13 protein-coding genes are annotated in these 17,556 nt (G+C 64.1%); 4 read left to right on the plus strand and 9 right to left on the minus strand.

Going from position 1 to position 17,556, the window contains the following annotated elements; all coding sequences use genetic code 11:
- Nucleotides 1-5 precede the first annotated feature (5 nt).
- Together AC56QP_RS10460 and AC56QP_RS10465 are read right to left on the minus strand one after the other, a co-directional pair.
- Nucleotides 6-1,313, minus strand: a complete 1,308-nt coding sequence (locus AC56QP_RS10460) for a Mur ligase family protein (RefSeq protein WP_489859782.1) — start codon at nucleotides 1,311-1,313, stop codon at nucleotides 6-8.
- 82 nt (nucleotides 1,314-1,395) lie between these two features.
- The gene (locus AC56QP_RS10465; protein ID WP_489859781.1) at nucleotides 1,396-2,142 is read right to left on the minus strand and encodes an SDR family oxidoreductase; all 747 of its coding nucleotides are present in this window, start codon (nucleotides 2,140-2,142) and stop codon (nucleotides 1,396-1,398) included.
- Between the two features lie 313 nt (nucleotides 2,143-2,455).
- Between AC56QP_RS10465 and zwf the strand changes: the two genes are divergently transcribed.
- The 3 genes from zwf (at nucleotide 2,456) to edd (ending at nucleotide 6,518) form a co-directional block, all read left to right on the plus strand.
- Nucleotides 2,456-3,925 carry a glucose-6-phosphate dehydrogenase gene (gene zwf / locus AC56QP_RS10470; protein ID WP_489859780.1) on the plus strand — a complete coding sequence of 490 codons (1,470 nt, stop codon included), beginning with the start codon at nucleotides 2,456-2,458 and terminating at the stop codon, nucleotides 3,923-3,925.
- Nucleotides 3,907-4,623 carry a 6-phosphogluconolactonase gene (pgl, locus tag AC56QP_RS10475; RefSeq protein ID WP_489859779.1) on the plus strand — a complete coding sequence of 239 codons (717 nt, stop codon included), beginning with the start codon at nucleotides 3,907-3,909 and terminating at the stop codon, nucleotides 4,621-4,623. The genes zwf and pgl overlap by 19 nt, the downstream gene beginning before the upstream one ends.
- 71 nt (nucleotides 4,624-4,694) lie before the next feature.
- A complete protein-coding gene (gene edd / locus AC56QP_RS10480) occupies nucleotides 4,695-6,518 on the plus strand; it encodes a phosphogluconate dehydratase (protein WP_489859778.1) in 1,824 nt (607 codons plus the stop codon).
- Between the two features lie 67 nt (nucleotides 6,519-6,585).
- Here edd and AC56QP_RS10485 read toward each other — a convergent pair whose 3' ends face one another.
- From AC56QP_RS10485 to AC56QP_RS10500, 4 genes are all read right to left on the minus strand, one after another.
- Complete coding sequence (locus AC56QP_RS10485; RefSeq protein WP_497100570.1) at nucleotides 6,586-8,244, minus strand: vWA domain-containing protein; 1,659 nt, start codon at nucleotides 8,242-8,244, stop codon at nucleotides 6,586-6,588.
- 120 nt (nucleotides 8,245-8,364) lie between these two features.
- The gene (locus AC56QP_RS10490) at nucleotides 8,365-9,327 is read right to left on the minus strand and encodes a GlxA family transcriptional regulator (RefSeq protein WP_013530232.1); all 963 of its coding nucleotides are present in this window, start codon (nucleotides 9,325-9,327) and stop codon (nucleotides 8,365-8,367) included.
- 55 nt (nucleotides 9,328-9,382) lie between these two features.
- Entirely contained in the window at nucleotides 9,383-10,282 is a 900-nt protein-coding gene (gene folD / locus AC56QP_RS10495) for a bifunctional methylenetetrahydrofolate dehydrogenase/methenyltetrahydrofolate cyclohydrolase FolD (protein WP_489859777.1), read from the minus strand.
- A 162-nt stretch (nucleotides 10,283-10,444) separates the two neighbouring features.
- Nucleotides 10,445-13,045, minus strand: a complete 2,601-nt coding sequence (locus AC56QP_RS10500) for a GumC family protein (RefSeq protein ID WP_489859776.1) — start codon at nucleotides 13,043-13,045, stop codon at nucleotides 10,445-10,447.
- 200 nt (nucleotides 13,046-13,245) lie between these two features.
- Between AC56QP_RS10500 and AC56QP_RS10505 the strand changes: the two genes are divergently transcribed.
- The gene (locus AC56QP_RS10505; RefSeq protein ID WP_489859775.1) at nucleotides 13,246-14,541 is read left to right on the plus strand and encodes a lipopolysaccharide biosynthesis protein; all 1,296 of its coding nucleotides are present in this window, start codon (nucleotides 13,246-13,248) and stop codon (nucleotides 14,539-14,541) included.
- A 37-nt stretch (nucleotides 14,542-14,578) separates the two neighbouring features.
- On the opposite strand, the gene AC56QP_RS10510 is transcribed toward AC56QP_RS10505, so the two are convergent.
- From AC56QP_RS10510 to AC56QP_RS10520, 3 genes are read right to left on the minus strand one after another with little or no spacing between them, the layout of a single operon-like run.
- Entirely contained in the window at nucleotides 14,579-15,502 is a 924-nt protein-coding gene (locus tag AC56QP_RS10510) for a DUF6492 family protein (RefSeq protein ID WP_489859774.1), read from the minus strand.
- Nucleotides 15,499-16,287, minus strand: coding sequence for a WecB/TagA/CpsF family glycosyltransferase (locus tag AC56QP_RS10515; protein ID WP_489859773.1), 789 nt, complete (start codon nucleotides 16,285-16,287; stop codon nucleotides 15,499-15,501). The genes AC56QP_RS10510 and AC56QP_RS10515 overlap by 4 nt, the downstream gene beginning before the upstream one ends.
- Nucleotides 16,284-17,456: a glycosyltransferase family 4 protein gene (locus AC56QP_RS10520; RefSeq protein WP_489859772.1), complete on the minus strand. Its 1,173-nt coding sequence runs from the start codon at nucleotides 17,454-17,456 to the stop codon at nucleotides 16,284-16,286. Before AC56QP_RS10520 ends, AC56QP_RS10515 begins: the two co-directional genes overlap by 4 nt.
- Nucleotides 17,457-17,556: the final 100 nt, after the last annotated feature.

Consider the following 17,556-nt stretch of genomic DNA (forward strand, 5'->3'; position numbering starts at 1 on the left):
AAGCTCTACCGCGACCTGCCGCCGAAAATGCGTCGCAAACGCCGCCACCTTCTGGCGCGCCTGCGTTGCCTGACATAGTCGCGATGCTGCTCAAAAGGCACTTCATACAGGCCGCAGGTGCCGCAGCCCTCCCGCTTGCCGCAAACGGGTACCCAACATTTGACATCGTGCGTCCAGGCAAGCGCCACTCTCTCCAGGTGCAGATTGGCAGAACTCTTGAGCAGGATCAGTTCGCCGGCCACGGCGGTCCGCTTGATATGGTCGGAGACTTCCTGGGGAGTGCGCAACTCAACAAACCGGCCGCTGTCGCGATCAGCCTGCCCGGCCCGCGAGCGATGCGCATTGTCGCCGGTATAGATGACCTGATCGGCGATCTCGCGCGCCGTCTTGTAGGCGTAGTGGTACTTCCTGGTTGAACCCGCATAGTCGGAAATCTGGCCGAGAACGATCCGCTTTCGCGTGGCAGTGGCCTTGGCCATCATGTCGAGAGCAAGATTGATCGAATGCCAGGGCGCCTTGGCGGCGTCGATGAGGAACTGCGGACCACCGTCGATGACCAGCACCTCACAGCGATTGGCCAACGGTTGGAACGTCGCCACCCTGGCCGCTACCGTCTCGGCCGGCACGCCAAGCTCAAGCGCAGTGGCCACGGCCGCGGCGGTCGGCAGCCAGAAATGTTCAGCCGGAAACAGCGTATCGAGTTCAAGGACGCCGTCCCGCCAATGGATCGAAAGCTTCAGCCGGTCCGGATAGGCGGCGCGGATATCGCTTGCACGATAGTCCGCCCGTTCCGACTGGCCGAAGGTGACGCTACGATGCCGAGTGCCGGCAGCCATGCCAAGCACGAGAGGATCATCCGCGTTGAGGACAGCAAAGCCGCCCGGCTGCAGCGCATCGACCAGGGCGCGCTTCTCCTGGGCGACGTTTTCCAGCGTCTTGAAGGCACCAAAGTGCTCGAGGCGAACCATGGTGACGATGGCCACGTACGGCAGCAGCATTTCCGCCATCGGCTTGATCGAACCGACGCCGGACGCCCCAGCTTCGAAAATGACGTAGTCGACCTCACCATTTTTCTTCATGCGCTTGTACAGCGTGGCGACCAGCGACTTGATCGAATTGGCGAGAATCTGTGGGTAGACCGAGCCATGACCGGCCAGTATGTGGCCAAGCAACGCCGTCACCGTCGACTTGCCGGAACTGCCGGTGACGCCGATGAAGATCGCCTTGCTTTTGGATCGGGCGCGTCTTGCCTTGAAGGCCCTGACATACTGCCGCAGGTCTTCGTGAACTCTCCGCAGTATGGCGTTCCTCACGGCACGGCCCCAAAAGCCCGAAGAAGGCTTTATGCCGCCTGCTCATCGGCCAAGTCAAATCGACGCCGGATGGCAAGCGCCCTCAGATGCAGCGTCCGCCGTCGACCTCCAGCGCTACACCGGTGATGAAGGCGGCTTCGTCCGAGGCCAGCCAGAGTGCGGCGTTGGCTATATCGAGCGGCGTCGAAAGCCGGCCGAGCGGGATCGATGCGCGGAACTTTTCACGGATCTCCGGCGTGTCGGCGCCCATGAATTTTTCCAGCATGCCGGTCTCTCCGGCGACAGGACAGAGGCAGTTGACGCGGATGTTCTTCGGCGCCAGTTCCACCGCCATCGATTTGGTGGCGGTGATCGCCCAGCCCTTCGACGCATTGTACCAGGTGAGGCCGGGCCGGGGCCGGATGCCGGCGGTGGAAGCCGTGGTCAGGATGACGCCGCCGCCTTGCCGATCCATGATTGGCACCACGGCAAGTGCCGCGTGATAGATCGCCTTCATGTTGACAGCGGTGATCAGGTCGAAGGTTTCCTCATCGACCTTGAGCATGTCGCCGTTGCGATGGGTAAATCCGGCATTGTTGACCATGATGTCGATACGGCCAAAGGCGCTTTTGGCGGCATAGACCATTTCGTCGAATTCGGACCGCAGCGAAACATCCGTCTGGGTCCAGATCGCCGCTTCGCCGATCTCCTTGGCAACGCGTTCGGCGCCCTTGGCGTTCAAGTCAGCGACAGCGACCCTGGCGCCTTCCCTGGCAAAGCACCTGGCGATGCCTTCACCGAAGCCCGACGCGGCACCGGTGACGACGGCAACCTTGTTTTGCAGACGCATGTTTTTCCCGCTCATGATTGGTGAGGATAGACCAGCGCGCCAGCGACGCACATCGGTGAAAAGCCACGGCTTCTGGCAAAGGGGTCGAAAGATGTGCGGCCATCGTCGATTTCTCCTTTGGCTTTCGCCTCGATCCCGCTCTATGCTGCAGCTGCGAAGGCTCCTGGAGCCGCGCTGTCGACAAGCCTCCGAGGTGTCGGACTGTCAAGGGGCAGGTGCAAACACTCAGATGTGACACCATGGCACTGGAATATTTAAATCGATTAGATTATATCAGCCGCGTTCTTGCGACCGGCGTCAAAGCGGACAGACCATGACCAGCCAGATCATCCCCGTCGACCCGTTCGACTTCATCATTTTCGGCGGCACCGGCGATCTGTCGGAGCGCAAGCTTCTGCCGTCGCTCTACCATCGCCAGCGCGACCATCAATTCTCCGAACCGACGCGCATTATCGGCACGTCGCGCTCGAAAATGAGTGACGAGGAATTCCAGGCTTTCGCCAAACAGGCGATCTCCGAGCACGTCAAAGCGGCCGATATCGACGCCAAGGAGCTGAAGACCTTCCTGGCACGGCTTTCCTACGTCTCGGCCGATGCAACGAGCGGTGCTGGATTCGACAAACTCAAGAAAGCGATTGGCGACAGCGACCGCATCCGTGCCTTCTACCTGGCGGTGGCGCCGGCGCTGTTCGGCGACATTTCGCACAAGCTGAAAGAGCACAATCTGATCACGCCGAACTCGCGTATCGTGCTGGAAAAGCCGATCGGCCGCGACCTTGCCTCGGCGCGTACGCTCAACGATCTGGTCGGCGACGACTTCCATGAAAGCCAGATCTTCCGCATCGATCACTATCTCGGCAAGGAGACGGTGCAGAACCTGATGGCGCTGCGCTTTGCCAATGCGCTCTACGAGCCGCTTTGGAACTCCGCCCATATCGACCATGTGCAGATCACCGTAGCCGAGACAGTGGGGCTGGAAGACCGCGTCACCTATTACGACAAGGCCGGCGCGCTGCGCGACATGGTGCAGAACCACATGCTGCAGCTCTTGTGCCTCGTCGCCATGGAAGCGCCGTCGTCGATGGACGCCGACGCGGTGCGCGACGAGAAACTGAAGGTGTTGCGCGCGCTGAAGCGCATCAATGGCAACGAGGCGCCGAAGCAGACCGTGCGCGGGCAATATCGCGCCGGAGCCTCGGCAGGTGGACCCGTCAAGGGCTATGTCGAGGAACTCGGCCACGACAGCAACACCGAGACCTTCGTCGCCATCAAGGCCGAGATCGGCAACTGGCGCTGGTCGGGCGTTCCGTTCTACCTCAGGACCGGCAAGCGGCTGGCGACCCGGGTTTCGGAGATAGCCATTGAGTTCAAGCCGATCCCGCATTCCATCTTCGGTGACAGCGCCGGACCGATCTTCGCCAACCAACTGGTCATCCGGTTGCAGCCGGACGAGGGCGTCAAGCAGTTCATCATGATCAAGGACCCGGGCCCGGGCGGCATGCGACTGCGCCAGATCCCGCTCGACATGAGTTTCGCGCAGTCCTTCCACGGCCGCGCGCCGGACGCCTATGAGCGGCTGATCATGGATGTCATCCGCGGCAACCAGACCCTGTTCATGCGACGCGACGAGGTCGAGGCGGCATGGAAGTGGATCGACCCCATCCAGCACGCCTGGGAAAGCGCCAGGCAGGAGGCGCAGGGCTATACGGCCGGCACCTGGGGGCCTTCGGCCTCCATTGCACTGATCGAACGTGACGGGCGGACATGGCACGAGAGCAACTGAACAGCGCCGCCTACAATTGGCATGCCTTTTCCGGCCGTCCGGAACTGGCCATTGCGCTGGCCGGCCGCGTCGCCGATCGCCTGAGCAAGGCGATTGCCGAGCGCGCCACGGCGCTGCTCGCGGTTTCCGGCGGCACGACGCCGGCAAAGTTCTTCGCGGCGCTTTCGGCCGTGCCGATCGCCTGGGACAAGGTGATCGTGACGCTGGTCGACGAGCGTTTCGTGCCGGCCTCCTCGCCGCGCTCCAACGCAGGCCTGGTGGCCGCCAATCTGTTGCAGAACGCGGCCAAGGCAGCACGTTTCGTGCCGCTATACCATGAGGCCGTCGGCATCGAGGATGCCGCCGCATCCGACGATGCGGCGCTCCGGTCGCTGCCCTGGCCGCTCGATGTCGTCGTGCTTGGCATGGGACCGGATGGCCACACCGCCTCGTTCTTTCCCGACGCCGACGATTTGCCGAAGCTGCTCGATCCAGCCTCCGACCGGATCGTGCTGCCCGTTCACGCGGCCAGCGCCGGCGAGCCGCGGCTGACCCTGTCGCTGGCGCGCATCGTCGATGCCGGCTTCATCGCACTTCACATAGAGGGCGAAGACAAGCGAACCGCCTTCGACGGCGCGGTTGCGCCCGGACCGCGAAAGCCAATTCGCGCCGTGCTCGATGCCGCACCGAAGCCCGTAGAGGTTTTCTGGGCCCCCTGACTTGAACTTGCTGTGGGTCCCGGCAGAAAGCCGGATTGTGTTCCGGGACCTCGCCTGAAAGGACCGACACCATGACCGCAAGACGCGACATCGAAGCCATCACCGAGCGCATCCGCCAGCGCTCCAGACCGGGCCGCGAGCGCTATCTTAGCCGCATCGCCGAGGCGTCGAACCGCACCGCCAACCGGGCCGTGCTGTCCTGCGGCAACCTCGCCCATGGCTTTGCGGTCTGCAGTCCCTCGGAAAAGCTGGCGCTGGGTGCCGACAAGGTGCCGAACCTTGGCATCATCACCTCCTACAACGACATGCTGTCGGCGCATCAGCCGTTCGAGACCTTTCCAGCGCTGATCAAGGACGCGGCGCGCGAGGCCGGCGGCATCGCCCAGGTGGCTGGCGGCGTGCCGGCAATGTGCGACGGCGTCACGCAAGGCCAGCCCGGCATGGAGCTGTCGCTGTTTTCGCGCGACGTGATCGCCATGGCGGCCGCGATCGGCCTTTCGCACAACATGTTCGACGCCGCCGTCTACCTCGGCGTCTGCGACAAGATCGTGCCGGGGCTGGTGATCGCGGCACTGACCTTCGGCCATCTGCCGGCGGTGTTCATTCCGGCCGGACCGATGACCACCGGCCTGCCCAACGACGAAAAGGCCAAAGTCCGCCAGCTCTATGCTGAAGGCAAGGCTGGGCGGGCCGAACTGCTTGAGGCCGAGTCCAAGTCGTACCATGGGCCGGGGACCTGCACCTTCTACGGTACGGCGAACTCCAACCAGATGCTGATGGAGATCATGGGCCTGCACACGCCAGGCGCTTCCTTCGTCAATCCAGGTACGCCGCTGCGCGAAGCGTTGACCCGGGAAGCGACCAAGCGGGCGCTGGCCATCACCGCGCTCGGCAACGCCTACACGCCAGTCGGCCGGATGATCGACGAGCGTTCGATCGTCAATGGCGTCGTCGGCCTGCACGCAACCGGTGGGTCGACCAACCACACCATCCATCTGATTGCCATGGCGGCTGCCGCCGGCATCGCGATCACATGGCAGGACATTTCGGATCTCTCGGAAGCGGTGCCGCTGCTGGCCCGGGTCTACCCGAACGGTCTTGCCGACGTGAACCATTTCCACGCCGCCGGCGGGCTCGGATTCCTGATCCGCGAACTGCTCGACGCAGGCATCCTGCATGAGGACGTGCAGACCGTGTGGGGTGAAGGATTGCGACCCTATGCCGTCGAGGCAAAGCTTGGCGCCGATGGCGGTGTGGTGCGCGAGGCCTCGCCGCGGATAAGCGGAGACGAGAAGGTACTGGCGCCATTCAACAAGGCGTTCCAGGCAACCGGCGGTCTGAAAGTGCTGTCGGGCAATCTCGGCCACGCCGTGATCAAGACCTCGGCGGTGAAGCCGGAGCGGCGCATGATCGAGGCGCCGGCCAAGGTGTTCGACAGCCAGCAAGGGCTGAACGAGGCGTTCAAGGCGGGCATGCTGACAGGCGATTTCATCGCCGTCATCCGCTTCCAGGGTCCGAAGGCCAACGGCATGCCGGAGTTGCACAAGCTGACCACCGTGCTCGGCATCCTGCAGGATCGCGGCCAGCGCGTGGCGCTGGTCACCGACGGACGCATGTCGGGCGCGTCCGGCAAGGTGCCGGCGGCGATCCATGTGACGCCGGAAGCGGTCGAGGACGGGCCGATCGCCAGGATCCATGACGGCGACATCATCCGGCTGGACGCCGATGCAGGCACGCTGGAAGTGTTTGTGCCGGCTCCGGAATTCGCGCTGCGCCGCACGGCGGAAGCCGACCTCATCGGCAATGAATTCGGTTTCGGCCGCGAACTGTTCGCCGGATTCCGGCAGCTGGTCGGCCGTGCCGACCATGGCGCCAGCGCGTTTGGAACGGCTTGACGGCAGTCTGCGCAATTCATGAAAAAGGGCGGCTCATGGCCGCCCTTTTTCGGTCGTGCATACGATTCTATCGCACAGTCAGCTCGGCTCGCTCGCCGGCCTTGACCGTCACGGTGCCTTCCTTCGAGCTGTTATCCGATTTCTCCGACACGACGGCGTAGTCGCCCGCCGGTATCGCCGCCTGATACTTCTGGTCGTACGCGTAGCCAAGCGACTTGCGGTTGCCGTTGATGTCCTTCTTGGCCTCGAAAATCTCGATCTTCGAGGCTCCGGGCGCGGTGATCGCCAGCACGCCGGCATTCATGGCGATCTTCACCTCCTGAAATTCGCCGACCTTGACGGTGAACGGCTGCTCGACGACGGCGAGATCGACCGTCGCAATCAACACGTAGTCGTCGGGGGGCAGATCGAACTTGCTGTCGGGCCCATAGGCATAGGTCACCTCGTCCCTGGTTCCGTCGATCTTCTTTTTCGCCTTCACGACCTTGAAGCCGATACCCGAACCGTCCGCCTTGTCGCCACCGGCGGTATAGTAGGCATTGGCAACGACATGGCCGACGCCGGCGATCATGTCCTTTTCAACGGTCTTGCCGGCAGCGAGCGGTATCGTCTCGGTGACCACGCCCTGCCCGATCGTGACAGTTACCTTCTCGTCGCCCGCCGGTAACACGGCTTTCGTGGTCCCATAGTAGGTCGCGGGCATGTCGGCGCCCGGATAATCGATCACGACGGACGCGCCATCGACAACATCCGCTCCCTCGGCCGGTCGCGGATGGATGATGAGCGTGCCGGCGTTCAAGATGAAGAGCGGCTTGGCGACCTGGCCTGCCTCGATCTTGACCTTCTGCTCAACCTTGGCCTCGCCGTCGCGCGCGACGATGATGTAGTCGCCCGGTTCCAGATTGGCTTTGTAGGCTCCGTATTCGGTGGTGACGTTGTCGCCCCGCGTGCCGTCGGATTTCGCCTTGTAGACTTCCCAGGCATTGCCGTCGGTGACCGGATCACCGCCCTCTGCCAGCACCGCGGTCGGCAGAAAATTGAATTCCGGTTTTTCCGGCGCGGGCGCAGGGGCCGGAGCAGGCGCCGGTTCAGGTGCTGGCGCGGGAGCCGCCACTGTCTCGACAAGCGCGTCCTGCAGCGCCTTCTCGTCGGACGCCTGGATATATTTGCCGCCGGTGTTGTCGGCAAGGCAGGCGATCTGCTTGCCTTCGTCAGCGGTAAGGCCAAAGCCGACGACGTCGGCAGTGAAATCGACGCCGGACGCTTCCAGTTCCTTGCCGAGCGCGCAAGGGTCGCCGCCGCAGGTCTCAAGCCCGTCGGTGATCAGCACGACGGTGGCCTTGTCCTCGGTGTATTTCAACGCTTCGGCGGCCTGCTTGACGGCCGCCGTCAGCGGCGTCTTGCCGAGAAACTTCAAACTGTCGGCGGCGGCCGAAATGGCGCTTGCCGAGCCGGCCTGCGGCGGCACGATCAACTGAATGTCGTCGCAGCTGCCTTTTTCGCGATGGCCATAGGCCATGAAGCCGATTTCCTCATCGTCGGGGGTCGATTGAAGCACGGTTCTCAGCGACTCGCGGGCGATTTCAAGCTTGGGCTTGCCGTCTATCTGCGCCCACATCGAGCCGGAGGCATCGAGAATGATGATGACCTTGTTCGCGGCGAAGCCGAACGTCGTCATCGACAAAAGGAGGATCGCCGCAGCGACGCTCCGTGCTAGTCCCGCCATCGCAATCTCCTGAGTCCGCCCCTGGTTCAGCGAGGCAAACTATTTGACGCTGCATCAGGACACAAGCCGGGACACGGAGCATGGGAGGATAGGCGTCAGCGGTGGGGGCGAAAACCCCGCTCAGTATGTCGTGCGGCGCTCTTCCGAGGGCGGCCTGCCGAATTGCAGCCGGTAGCTCTGGGCAAAATAGGAATGCGAGGTGAAGCCCGTCGCGATGGCCACGTCGAGGATCGGCATGTTGGTCTGGCGCAGCAACTCGCGCGCCCGCTCCAGCCTCAGCCGCATGTAGTAGCGGCCAGGCGTGACGCTGAGATGGCGCAGGAACAGGCGCTCGACCTGGCGCACGGACAGGCCGGCGGATTTGGCGAGCTGCACCGCCGACAATGGCTCGTCGAGGTGGTCGGCCATCAGTTCGACAATGCGCCTGAGTTTCTCCGACTTGCCGGTCAGGTCGCGTTCCGGCCCGACGCGCTGGCGGTCGCCGGCCGAACGGATGCGTTCGTGCTGGAACTGGTTGGCGACGCCATTGGCGAGGTTGGAGCCGAAATCGCCGCGCACGATCTCCAGCATCAGGTCGATCGAGGTGGTGCCGCCGGCGCAGGTGTAGCGCTTGCGGTCGATCTCGAAGACGTTGCCTGTGCAGTTGATGTCGGGAAAGCGCTCGACGAAGCCGGCGCGGTTCTCCCAATGGATGGTGCAGCGATAGCCTTCGAGCTGGCCGGCCTCGGCAAGCAGGTAGGATCCGACCGAAAGCGCACCCAGCGCATTGCCGCGCCGGCCCCAGCTGCGTAGCGCCGCCAGCACCTTGCTCTTGCCGGGAAATTCCGTCGTCAGACCTACCGAAACGAAGAGGATGTCGACCGGCGGCAGGTCGGCGACAGCGTAGTCGATCTTGAGCGGCAGGCCGTTGGAGGCCATCACCGGATCGCCGTCGGCCGACACCGTGGTCCAGCCGTAGAAGTCGCGGCCAAGCAGCCGGTTTGCCGACCGGAACGTGTCGATCGCGGCGGCCAGCGAGAACATCGAGAACTTGTCGACCAGCAGGAAAGCGAACTGCCGGCCGCCTTGAACGGGATCAGTCATGACCGGCCGTTCCTGGGGAATAGGGGGATTCGGCAAAGCTGGCGCTCTCAGAAGGTCAGAAGGAGGGCCGTTTCAATCCGGCCGCAAGGTAGGCCGAGGCTAACGTATTGGCCATCAGCATGGCAATGGTCATCGGCCCGACGCCACCGGGCACTGGCGTGATGGCGCCGGCCGCCTTGGCCGCTTCGGCATAGGCGACATCGCCGACGAGGCGGGACTTGCCCTCGCCCTTCTCCGGTGCCGGAATGCGGTTGATGCCGACATCGATGACGGTGGCGCCTGGCTTGACCCAATCACCCCTGATCATTTCCGGCCGGCCGACGGCGGCGACAAGAATGTCGGCGGTGCGGGCAAGTGCTGGCAGATCCTTGGTGCGGCTGTGGGCGATGGTGACAGTGCAGTTGGCGGCGAGCAGAAGATTGGCCATCGGCTTGCCGACGATGTTGGAACGGCCGACGACGACCGCATTGAGGCCGGACAGGTCCTTGCCGCGCACGCGCTCGATCAGGAGCATGGAGCCGGCCGGCGTGCAGGGAACGAAGGCGGTGTCGAGTTCACCGGTGCCGAGCTTGCCGACATTGATGAAGTGGAAGCCATCGACATCCTTCTCCGGCGCTATCGTCTGGATGATCTTGCCGGCATCGATATGGGCAGGCAGCGGAAGCTGCACCAGTATGCCATTGATGGCCGGATCGGCGTTGAGGTCGCCGATGATCTTGAGCAACGCTTCTTGCGACGTCTCGGCCGGCAGCGTGTGCTGGACAGAGTGAAAGCCGCATTCCTTGGCGGTGCGCGACTTGGAAGCGACATAGACCTGGCTCGCCGGATCCTCGCCGACGATGACCACGGCAAGACCGGGCTTGGCCTTGCCTTTGGCAATGAGTTCGGCCGTCAGGCTCTTGACCGTCCGCACCACGTCTTCGGCGACGCTTTTTCCGTCAATCACTTCAGCCATGAACCACCTTCAACACCGTAATGCCCAAGCGCGCGCCGCTTCCAGAAGCGACGCGCTCCGGATCTCTCCCAGCGCGGCATCTTCACGAAAATTCGGCCGGGCAATCTCGTCAAAGCGCCGTCCCATGCCGTTAACTCGAAACCGGCGACTTTTATTCGAAGTTCAGAAATAGCGCCGGCGAGCACGGCTTTCCGTGAGTTCGCGGACCGCTTCGCGGAATTCGCGCAGGCTGGCGCGGATTTCATCGATCGGAGCTTGCGGCTCGACGTCCTCTGGGGACCGCGGTGCCTCCGCCGATGGCGCATAAGGCTGGGCGGCATGCTGCGGTGAGGCGGGCTGCTGGGGATAGGCCGCGGCAGCGGGCTGATGCGGATAAGGCATCTGCCCGGCATAGGGCGCCATGGCCCGCGCATAGGGGTAGCCAGCCGGCGGCTGCGGCGGCCAGGGCTGCGCCTGCGGATAGCCCATCGGCTGCGCATAGGGATAGGGCTGCGGGGCCGAATGCGGCCGCTGCTGCGGATAGGAGAGAGGGACGCCGTGCTGGAAAGGCGACGGCGGATGGCCTGCCGAACCTGGCTGCCGAGGAGCAAAGGCAGGCGCCGGCTCGGGATAGGCGGGGTAGCTCGGATTTTCCGCGGGTTTGCCGTTTTCAGCGAGGGGCAAGACCCACTCGCCCGTATCGACAAGCTCCTCCGAGGACGGCTTGCGGGAGAAGGCCTTGCGCACCTTCGACAGCAGCGCACCAATCCGGCCGGGACCTTCGGCCGGCGCGGTCTCAGCCTGATCAACAGGCGGTGGCGCCGCGGGCGGTGGTGGTGCTGGCGGTTGCGGTGCTGATGGTGGTGCTGGCGGCTGCGGCGCCGGCGGGGGTGCTGCCTGATACGCCTTGTCTTCGTAAGGTGTGCGGCGGTCGCCCACCCTGGAGGCGCGACGCGAACGCGACGTTGCGGTCTCGCGCAGGCTCTCATAGGCGCCACGCATGGCGCCAAGGCCGACACCGGAGGCAAAGCCCAGCAGCAGGCCGGCCAACGCGACCAAGGCTCGCGACGGTCCGTTTGCTTCGAGTGGGGGTTGGGCGGGGGAGATCACATTGATGTTGGCGGTGTTGATATCCTTCTGTTCGCCAGTCTCCTTGGCGCGCAGAAGATATTGTTCGTAGACGGAACGCTTGGCGGTGGCATCGCGCTCCAGTTCGCGCAACGTGACCAGGTCGCTGTTGACGTCGCCGCTTTGGACCTTCGCCTGCGCCAGCCGAGAAGCGAGGTCCTGTTCGAGCTGGACCGCGCGCTTCAGGTCGACCTGCAGCGAAGAGGCGATGCGGCGCAGTTCGGCGGCGATGCGCTCGCGCGCGCCGGCAAGCTGGGCGTCGAGGGCCTGGAGTTCGGGATGACGTGGCCCGAGCCGGATCGCGGCGCGGTCAGCCTCCTGCTTCAGCGCCGCATATTGCGAGCGCAGGTCGCTCATGGTGTTGGAGTTGATCTCTTCCGGCAAGGTGCCGGTGAGAACCGAATTGACGTCTATCGAACGCGCCGACGCTGCCCGGGCATTGAGTTCCAGCGTGCGGGCGCGAGCGACGGAGAGCTGCTCGCTGAGCTTCAGCATCTGGTCGTCACTGATCAAATGGCCTTGCGCGTCGACAAGGTCATGCGTGGCCCTGAAATCCTCGACCTTGCGCTCGGCCGCCTCGACACCCTTGCGCAGCTCGTCGAGCTTGGATGTCAGTTCGCCCGTCGCGCGGCCGGCCATGTCGGACTGGTATTGACCGGTCTCCTGCTGGAAGACGCTCGTCGTCGTATTGGCAATGAGAGCCGACTTCTCGCCATTCTGGGTGGTGGCGCTGACGGAGATGACAAAGGTCTTGCCGGTGCGCTCGACCGAAAGGCTCTCGGCCAGATTGCCGACCGCCAGCGCCTGGCGGCGAACTTGGTCGGCGCCGCCCGGCCCATCATGGCGCGACAGTATCGAGCGGATGAGTGACATGACGCCGAGGCCGCCGGAACCCTGACCGTTGAACTCGGGATCGTTGACCAGATTGAGCTTGTCGACGACCTTGTTGAGAACATTGCCGGATGTAAGCATCTTGATCCGGGTTTCGACGACGGCCAAAGCGGCATCGGGCTGACCCACCGATTGGGTGAGATCGCGATCGGAAAGCTTCAGGTCGCCCGGCTCGATGATCAGTTCGGTGGTGGCTTCGTATTTCTTTGGTGTCGACAGCGCGATGGCGACGCCGAGCCCGGCGCCCAATATCGTCGTGGTGATGATCAGCAGCTTCGACCTGGCAACGCCGCGGACCACCTGCATCGGATCGATCAGCGGCTTCCATTGCTGGCTGTCCGCGCCATCGCCGACGGATGCATCCGCCTCGTCCGCATAGCGAGACCCGGGCGCGCCATGAGGGCGACCGATGCCGGAAAGCCCTTCGGGGGCGGTCCTTGCGCGCGACGCGGCTGTCGGCAAATCGCCACTACCGGCTTCCTCCTGCGAGCGCCAGGCGTGACCTTGTGCGGTCGCTGACGGCTGCTCGCCAGGCTGGAACCGCTCTGCTCCAGCCGCAGCAGACGGTGTCGGGTTTGCGCGCGCCTCGCGCCGTGAACGGGCAAGACGATGGCGCGTGGCGGCATCCTCGCGCCAGGACGAGTTTGTCCGATCCCCTATCGAGACCAGGGACGCCTCGGAATCATCCTCGCCGCGCACAGCCTGCCCCAGTGCGAGCAGCGATCGCTCGCGCTTCCAGTCCTCGCGGTTTTCCCTGTCGACCATTGTCCTGGAGCTTACCCTTGGCGGCCTGCAAACGGCGGTTGGCCATTCGTTAAGCCACGCTAAACAGGCATGGAAAACAAAAGGTTAATTTTTCCCGGGCGAACGTGCACTTTCCCTCTTCGGTTGCATGATTTTCTCAATACCTACAAAGGTTCCAAAACGGCACGTTAAGCTTTCCCGCCTATGCTTTTCAGCGACACATGACGCAGGCCAGTGACATACCGCAAAGGCGGCCCCTCGCCCGGATCGGCAGCTTTTTGGCCGAACGACGGGGGCTGCTTCGCGACTATTTCTCGGCGATCAGCGGCGCCGGCGGGCGGCTGGTTTTTTCACTCGCCTATTTCATCGCTCTCGCCAACACGCTGTCGATTTCCGAATTCGGCATGTTCGCCACCGCCTCGGCGGCCGGCGTCATGCTGTCGCGCGTCCTCGCCTTCGGTTTCATCTCGGCACTCTATCGCACCGCCACCATCCGCCCCAATCTGATCGGCACCTTCACCGCCGGTTTCCTGCTGCTCGGCGCACTGTCGCTGCCGCTGCTGGCCGCCGCCTCGTTCGGCGTCTACCTGATCTTCTTCGCCGACACCGTGCCGCTGTCGGTGTTTTCGGCAATCGTCTTTGCCGAGGCGCTGTTGTGGCGACCGGTGGAGGTGGCGCTGATCGTCAACAACGGCCTCGGCAAATTCGGCCGTGCCGCCCTGCTGGCGATCCTGGCGACCGCGTTGCGGGCGCTTGGCGCGGTGCTGTTCATGTTCTGGGCGCAACACAGCGTCTGGGTATGGTCGTGGTTCTATATCGGCGCCAATGCCGCCTCGCTGCTGATTGCTTTCGGTTTCTTCTACCCGCGCCAGCGGCTGCGGCTGCGCGTCGAGCTCTATTTGCGGCGGCTGGCCGATTCGATCTACGTCGCCGGCGCCGAGGTGCTGTTCTACCTGCAGATGGAGTTCGACAAACTTCTGGTTCTGGCAATCGGCGGACCGCATCTGGCCGGCATCTACGCCATCATCATGCGGCTGGTCGACCTGACGGCGATTCCGATCCGCACCTTCTCCATGATGCTGGTGCAGCGCATGATGCGCGCGCCCGAACTGCTGTCACGGCTGGCGGTGAAGAGCGGCATCGAGGGCGGCGTGTTCGCGGTCTCGACACTGGCGCTGGCGACGCTTGGCATCGTGCTGCATTTCTTCCCCAACGCGCTCGGCAAGAATGTCGCCGAGGCCGCCCCGCTGGTGGCGCTGGCGATCTGCGTTCCGGGCTTGCGCAATCTGGTAGAATACCAGGCCGAGCTCCTGTTCGCGCGCGGCCAGACGCTGGTGCGGGCGCTCAATCTCGGACTGCTCGCCGGGCTCAAGGCGGTGTTGCTGACCTATGTGCTGACGACCATCCTCGACACGCCGAACCTGGTGCTGTCGCTCAACGTCGTCTTCCTGCTTTTGTATCTCGCCTCGACGCTGCTCACCTATTCGGCGATGCGCAAGCCGGCCAAACCGGTCTAGGACCTGTCATTCGAGCATGATCTTCCGGGATCAGGCTTTAGTCGAGCCCGATCAGGCGGCGGATGCGGCCGATATCGGTGCCGATGAAGGATTGCATGCCGATCGCTACCTGGTCCGGCGCCATGGCGGCAATGAAGCGGCGGAATTCGTCATCCGACAGCGCTTCGCCGGTCCAGTGGACGCGGCAGAACTCTTGCGAACCGTGGAAGTGGCCAGCCCTCGACAGCAAATCGTCGACGTAGCGGCCGTAGATCATGCATTCGGAGAATTTGCGCGCCGAACCGACGACCTCGACCCAGCCGCGCGCATGGACCTTCTCGATCTCGCCGCACATGGCCAGCACGGTGTCGCGCCGCCATGCGATCAGCGTCGAAATGTAATCGTGAGTCGATATCCGCGACGGGTCGATGCCGAGTGCCGCCCCGGCGTTGCGCGACCAGATGCGATGCTCCTCGTGACCTTCGCCTGCCAGCACGCCGTCGCGGCGGAACAGTCGCACCTTGCCGTCGCGCCAGAAGGCGCCGCAATCGAAAGGCTTGAGGAAGGCTACGTCGGAATCGCAGAAGATCAGCACGTCTTCCCTGGCGTGTGCGGCGATGGCGATGCGGCGCAACTGCTGCACGTGCCAGCCGCGCAATGGCTGGGTCTTCAGGCTGAGCCATATGCGCCGCCGGAACAGGCTGAGCGGATCGTCGAAGGCACGCAGCCAGTGCGGCAGCAGTTCGCGCTCATCGACGACGGTGCGGCGGTTGGTCTCCAACCGACGGAACAGCGCGACGTCGCGATGTTCGACCAGGATATAGTGGTGCGCAGCCCCTGAAACATGCCGGTCAAGGGTTTCGCATAACAGGCGGCAACGCTCGAAATCCGGCGCATAGCTTGCCGTCACCACCGCCGCCGCCGGCGTCTCGCGAAGCGGGCTGGGGGCGACAGCGGCGCCTGGCACGAACCGGCTGTTCACCTGGCATCTCCGGTAGGCGCACGCGAGAGTTTCTGCCTGGCAACACGCCACAGGAACAAGGGATTGCCGACCATATAGCGGCGCCACAGGCGACCCGGTTCGACAGCCAACCGAAACAGCCATTCGAGACGCAGCCGGCGCATCCACAAGGGTGCCCGTGGCACGGCGCCGCTCAGGAAATCGAGCAATGCTCCAACCGCGATCGGCAGCGTGCAATGGCGTGCATCGATGTGGCGCGCGATCCACAATTCCTGGCGCGGTACACCCATGGCGACGAGCAGCACATCCGGTCGCAATGCTTCGATCCGGTCGACTATTCCCGCCTCCTCGGCAGCCGAGAAATAGCCATCATGGATGACCACGAAATTGTGCTGCACGGCAAGCGCCGCCAGTTTCCTGGACGCCGCTTCGGCGTTGACGCGCGTTGCACCGAGCAGCCCGACTGTCAGCGGCCTTGTCGAGGCCTGCAGGAAGGCCGGCACGAAATCGGTGCCGTTGAGGTTGTCCGGAAACGGCGCGCCATAGAGTAGCTTGGCGGCGAGATCGACGCCGATGCCATCCGGCAGGATGAGGAAGTCGTCGAGCGCCCGGGCAAAGACCGGGTCGGTGTAGGCGAGGTTGGCATTGTGGGCGTTGAGGAAACTGACCTTGGTGAAGCGCCGCTCGGCAATCAGGCGGTTCAGCAAGGCGATCGCATCGTCCCAACGAATGGCGAGCACCGGGATGCCGAGAATCGTCTTCAGCGTGTCGAGTCCGGTCGCGGCGCGGACGGCATGCATGTTCATGCAAACGCCTCCTGGCTGACAGGCACAAGCTTTTCGAGACCGAACCGGATGGCGGCGTCGAGCGCCTTGACCTGCCGGCGGTGGAACGCGCTGCCGTCAACGTCGCGGATGTCGGCCGCCGCGGCCTCCAGCGCTTTGGCAAAGTCGACCGGATCATCGGTGACGACGCAATTGGCCGGGCGGTGGTCGATGCCGCGCAGCGAGCGGCTGGTGGCGACGGAAGGCAGGCCAAGCTCGAAGGTCTCGATCGTCTTCAACTGGACGCCGCTGCCGGCGGTGCTGATCAGCGGGATGACGGCGGCGCCGCGCACGAAGTCCTGTGCATCTGGTACGCGGCCGACAAATTCGACACCCGGATGCGTGGAGGTGACGCCCGATGGCATCCGGCCGGCGATCCGGATGCGGAAGCCGGGCCGCAGATGCGGCACCACCTTGCCCAGGAACCAGTCGAGGCCGATGCGGTTCGGCTGCCAAGTCCAGGTGCCGATCAAGGCTGCGTCGCAGTCGACATGGCGCACGCCTTCGTGCGCTGGCGCTTTGGCGCCGGTTACCAATGGCAGCACAGCCGAACGGTCGTCAGAGGCGACCCCGAGTGCAGTGCGGTCTTCCTCGGCCAGCGTGAAGACGAAGCGCGCGCGGCGGCAGAGCCGCTCTTCCATGGTCTCGAGCAATCTCGCCTCGCGGCGAAACAGCAGACGCTGGAAAAGACTAGCGGCGGCGGCGGCGTTCTCCCGCGCCGAAAGATGCTCGACATTGTGGGCGACGAAGATCGAAGGCCGGTCACCGAACAGCTTTTCGAAGGCGCCGGCGAACTGCACGGAATTCAGCACGTAGCCGTCGAAGGGACCGACGCGTTCGACAGCGGCGAGAACATCGCTGTCGGACACCGCGCGCAATTTGACCGATGCGAAAGTGAGGCCCGAAAGCATCGCCTTGCCGACCCAGGCGAGCCTTTGCCATGCAGAGGCATTTTCCGTGCGCACGTCGATGGCACCCAGAACCACGGTGTTCTCGGGATCGGCCGCTGCTTTCCCCGGCCAGGTGAAGCCGATGACGGTGACGCGCGCGCCGGCACGCCGCAAGGCGGCTATGATCGCGGCATTGGCGATCTCGTAGCCCGAGGCGAGAGCGCCGTCGGGCACGATCGATGTGGCGAACAGCAGATGCATCTCACCTATCCTGTGGTGTAGCCGGTAGCAAAGCGCGGTGAACCCTTGATTAAGCGAGCACAATCAACGGCCGAAAGCCCGTGCCTGGCGGGCTTCTCCG

The sequence above is a fragment of the Mesorhizobium sp. RCAM 05104 genome, assembly GCF_059683645.1.

What these genes read in the sequence shown, in the direction of transcription:
- zwf (WP_489859780.1), top strand. Translation starts at nt 2,456, where the DNA reads ATGACCAGCCAGATCATCCCCGTCGACCCGTTCGACTTCATCATTTTC.
- AC56QP_RS10520 (WP_489859772.1), bottom strand. Translation starts at nt 17,456, where the DNA reads ATGCATCTGCTGTTCGCCACATCGATCGTGCCCGACGGCGCTCTCGCC.
- AC56QP_RS10505 (WP_489859775.1), top strand. Translation starts at nt 13,246, where the DNA reads ATGACGCAGGCCAGTGACATACCGCAAAGGCGGCCCCTCGCCCGGATC.
- edd (WP_489859778.1), top strand. Translation starts at nt 4,695, where the DNA reads ATGACCGCAAGACGCGACATCGAAGCCATCACCGAGCGCATCCGCCAG.
- AC56QP_RS10500 (WP_489859776.1), bottom strand. Translation starts at nt 13,045, where the DNA reads ATGGTCGACAGGGAAAACCGCGAGGACTGGAAGCGCGAGCGATCGCTG.
- AC56QP_RS10515 (WP_489859773.1), bottom strand. Translation starts at nt 16,287, where the DNA reads ATGAACATGCATGCCGTCCGCGCCGCGACCGGACTCGACACGCTGAAG.
- AC56QP_RS10490 (WP_013530232.1), bottom strand. Translation starts at nt 9,327, where the DNA reads ATGACTGATCCCGTTCAAGGCGGCCGGCAGTTCGCTTTCCTGCTGGTC.
- AC56QP_RS10465 (WP_489859781.1), bottom strand. Translation starts at nt 2,142, where the DNA reads ATGCGTCTGCAAAACAAGGTTGCCGTCGTCACCGGTGCCGCGTCGGGC.
- AC56QP_RS10485 (WP_497100570.1), bottom strand. Translation starts at nt 8,244, where the DNA reads ATGGCGGGACTAGCACGGAGCGTCGCTGCGGCGATCCTCCTTTTGTCG.
- pgl (WP_489859779.1), top strand. Translation starts at nt 3,907, where the DNA reads ATGGCACGAGAGCAACTGAACAGCGCCGCCTACAATTGGCATGCCTTT.
- folD (WP_489859777.1), bottom strand. Translation starts at nt 10,282, where the DNA reads ATGGCTGAAGTGATTGACGGAAAAAGCGTCGCCGAAGACGTGGTGCGG.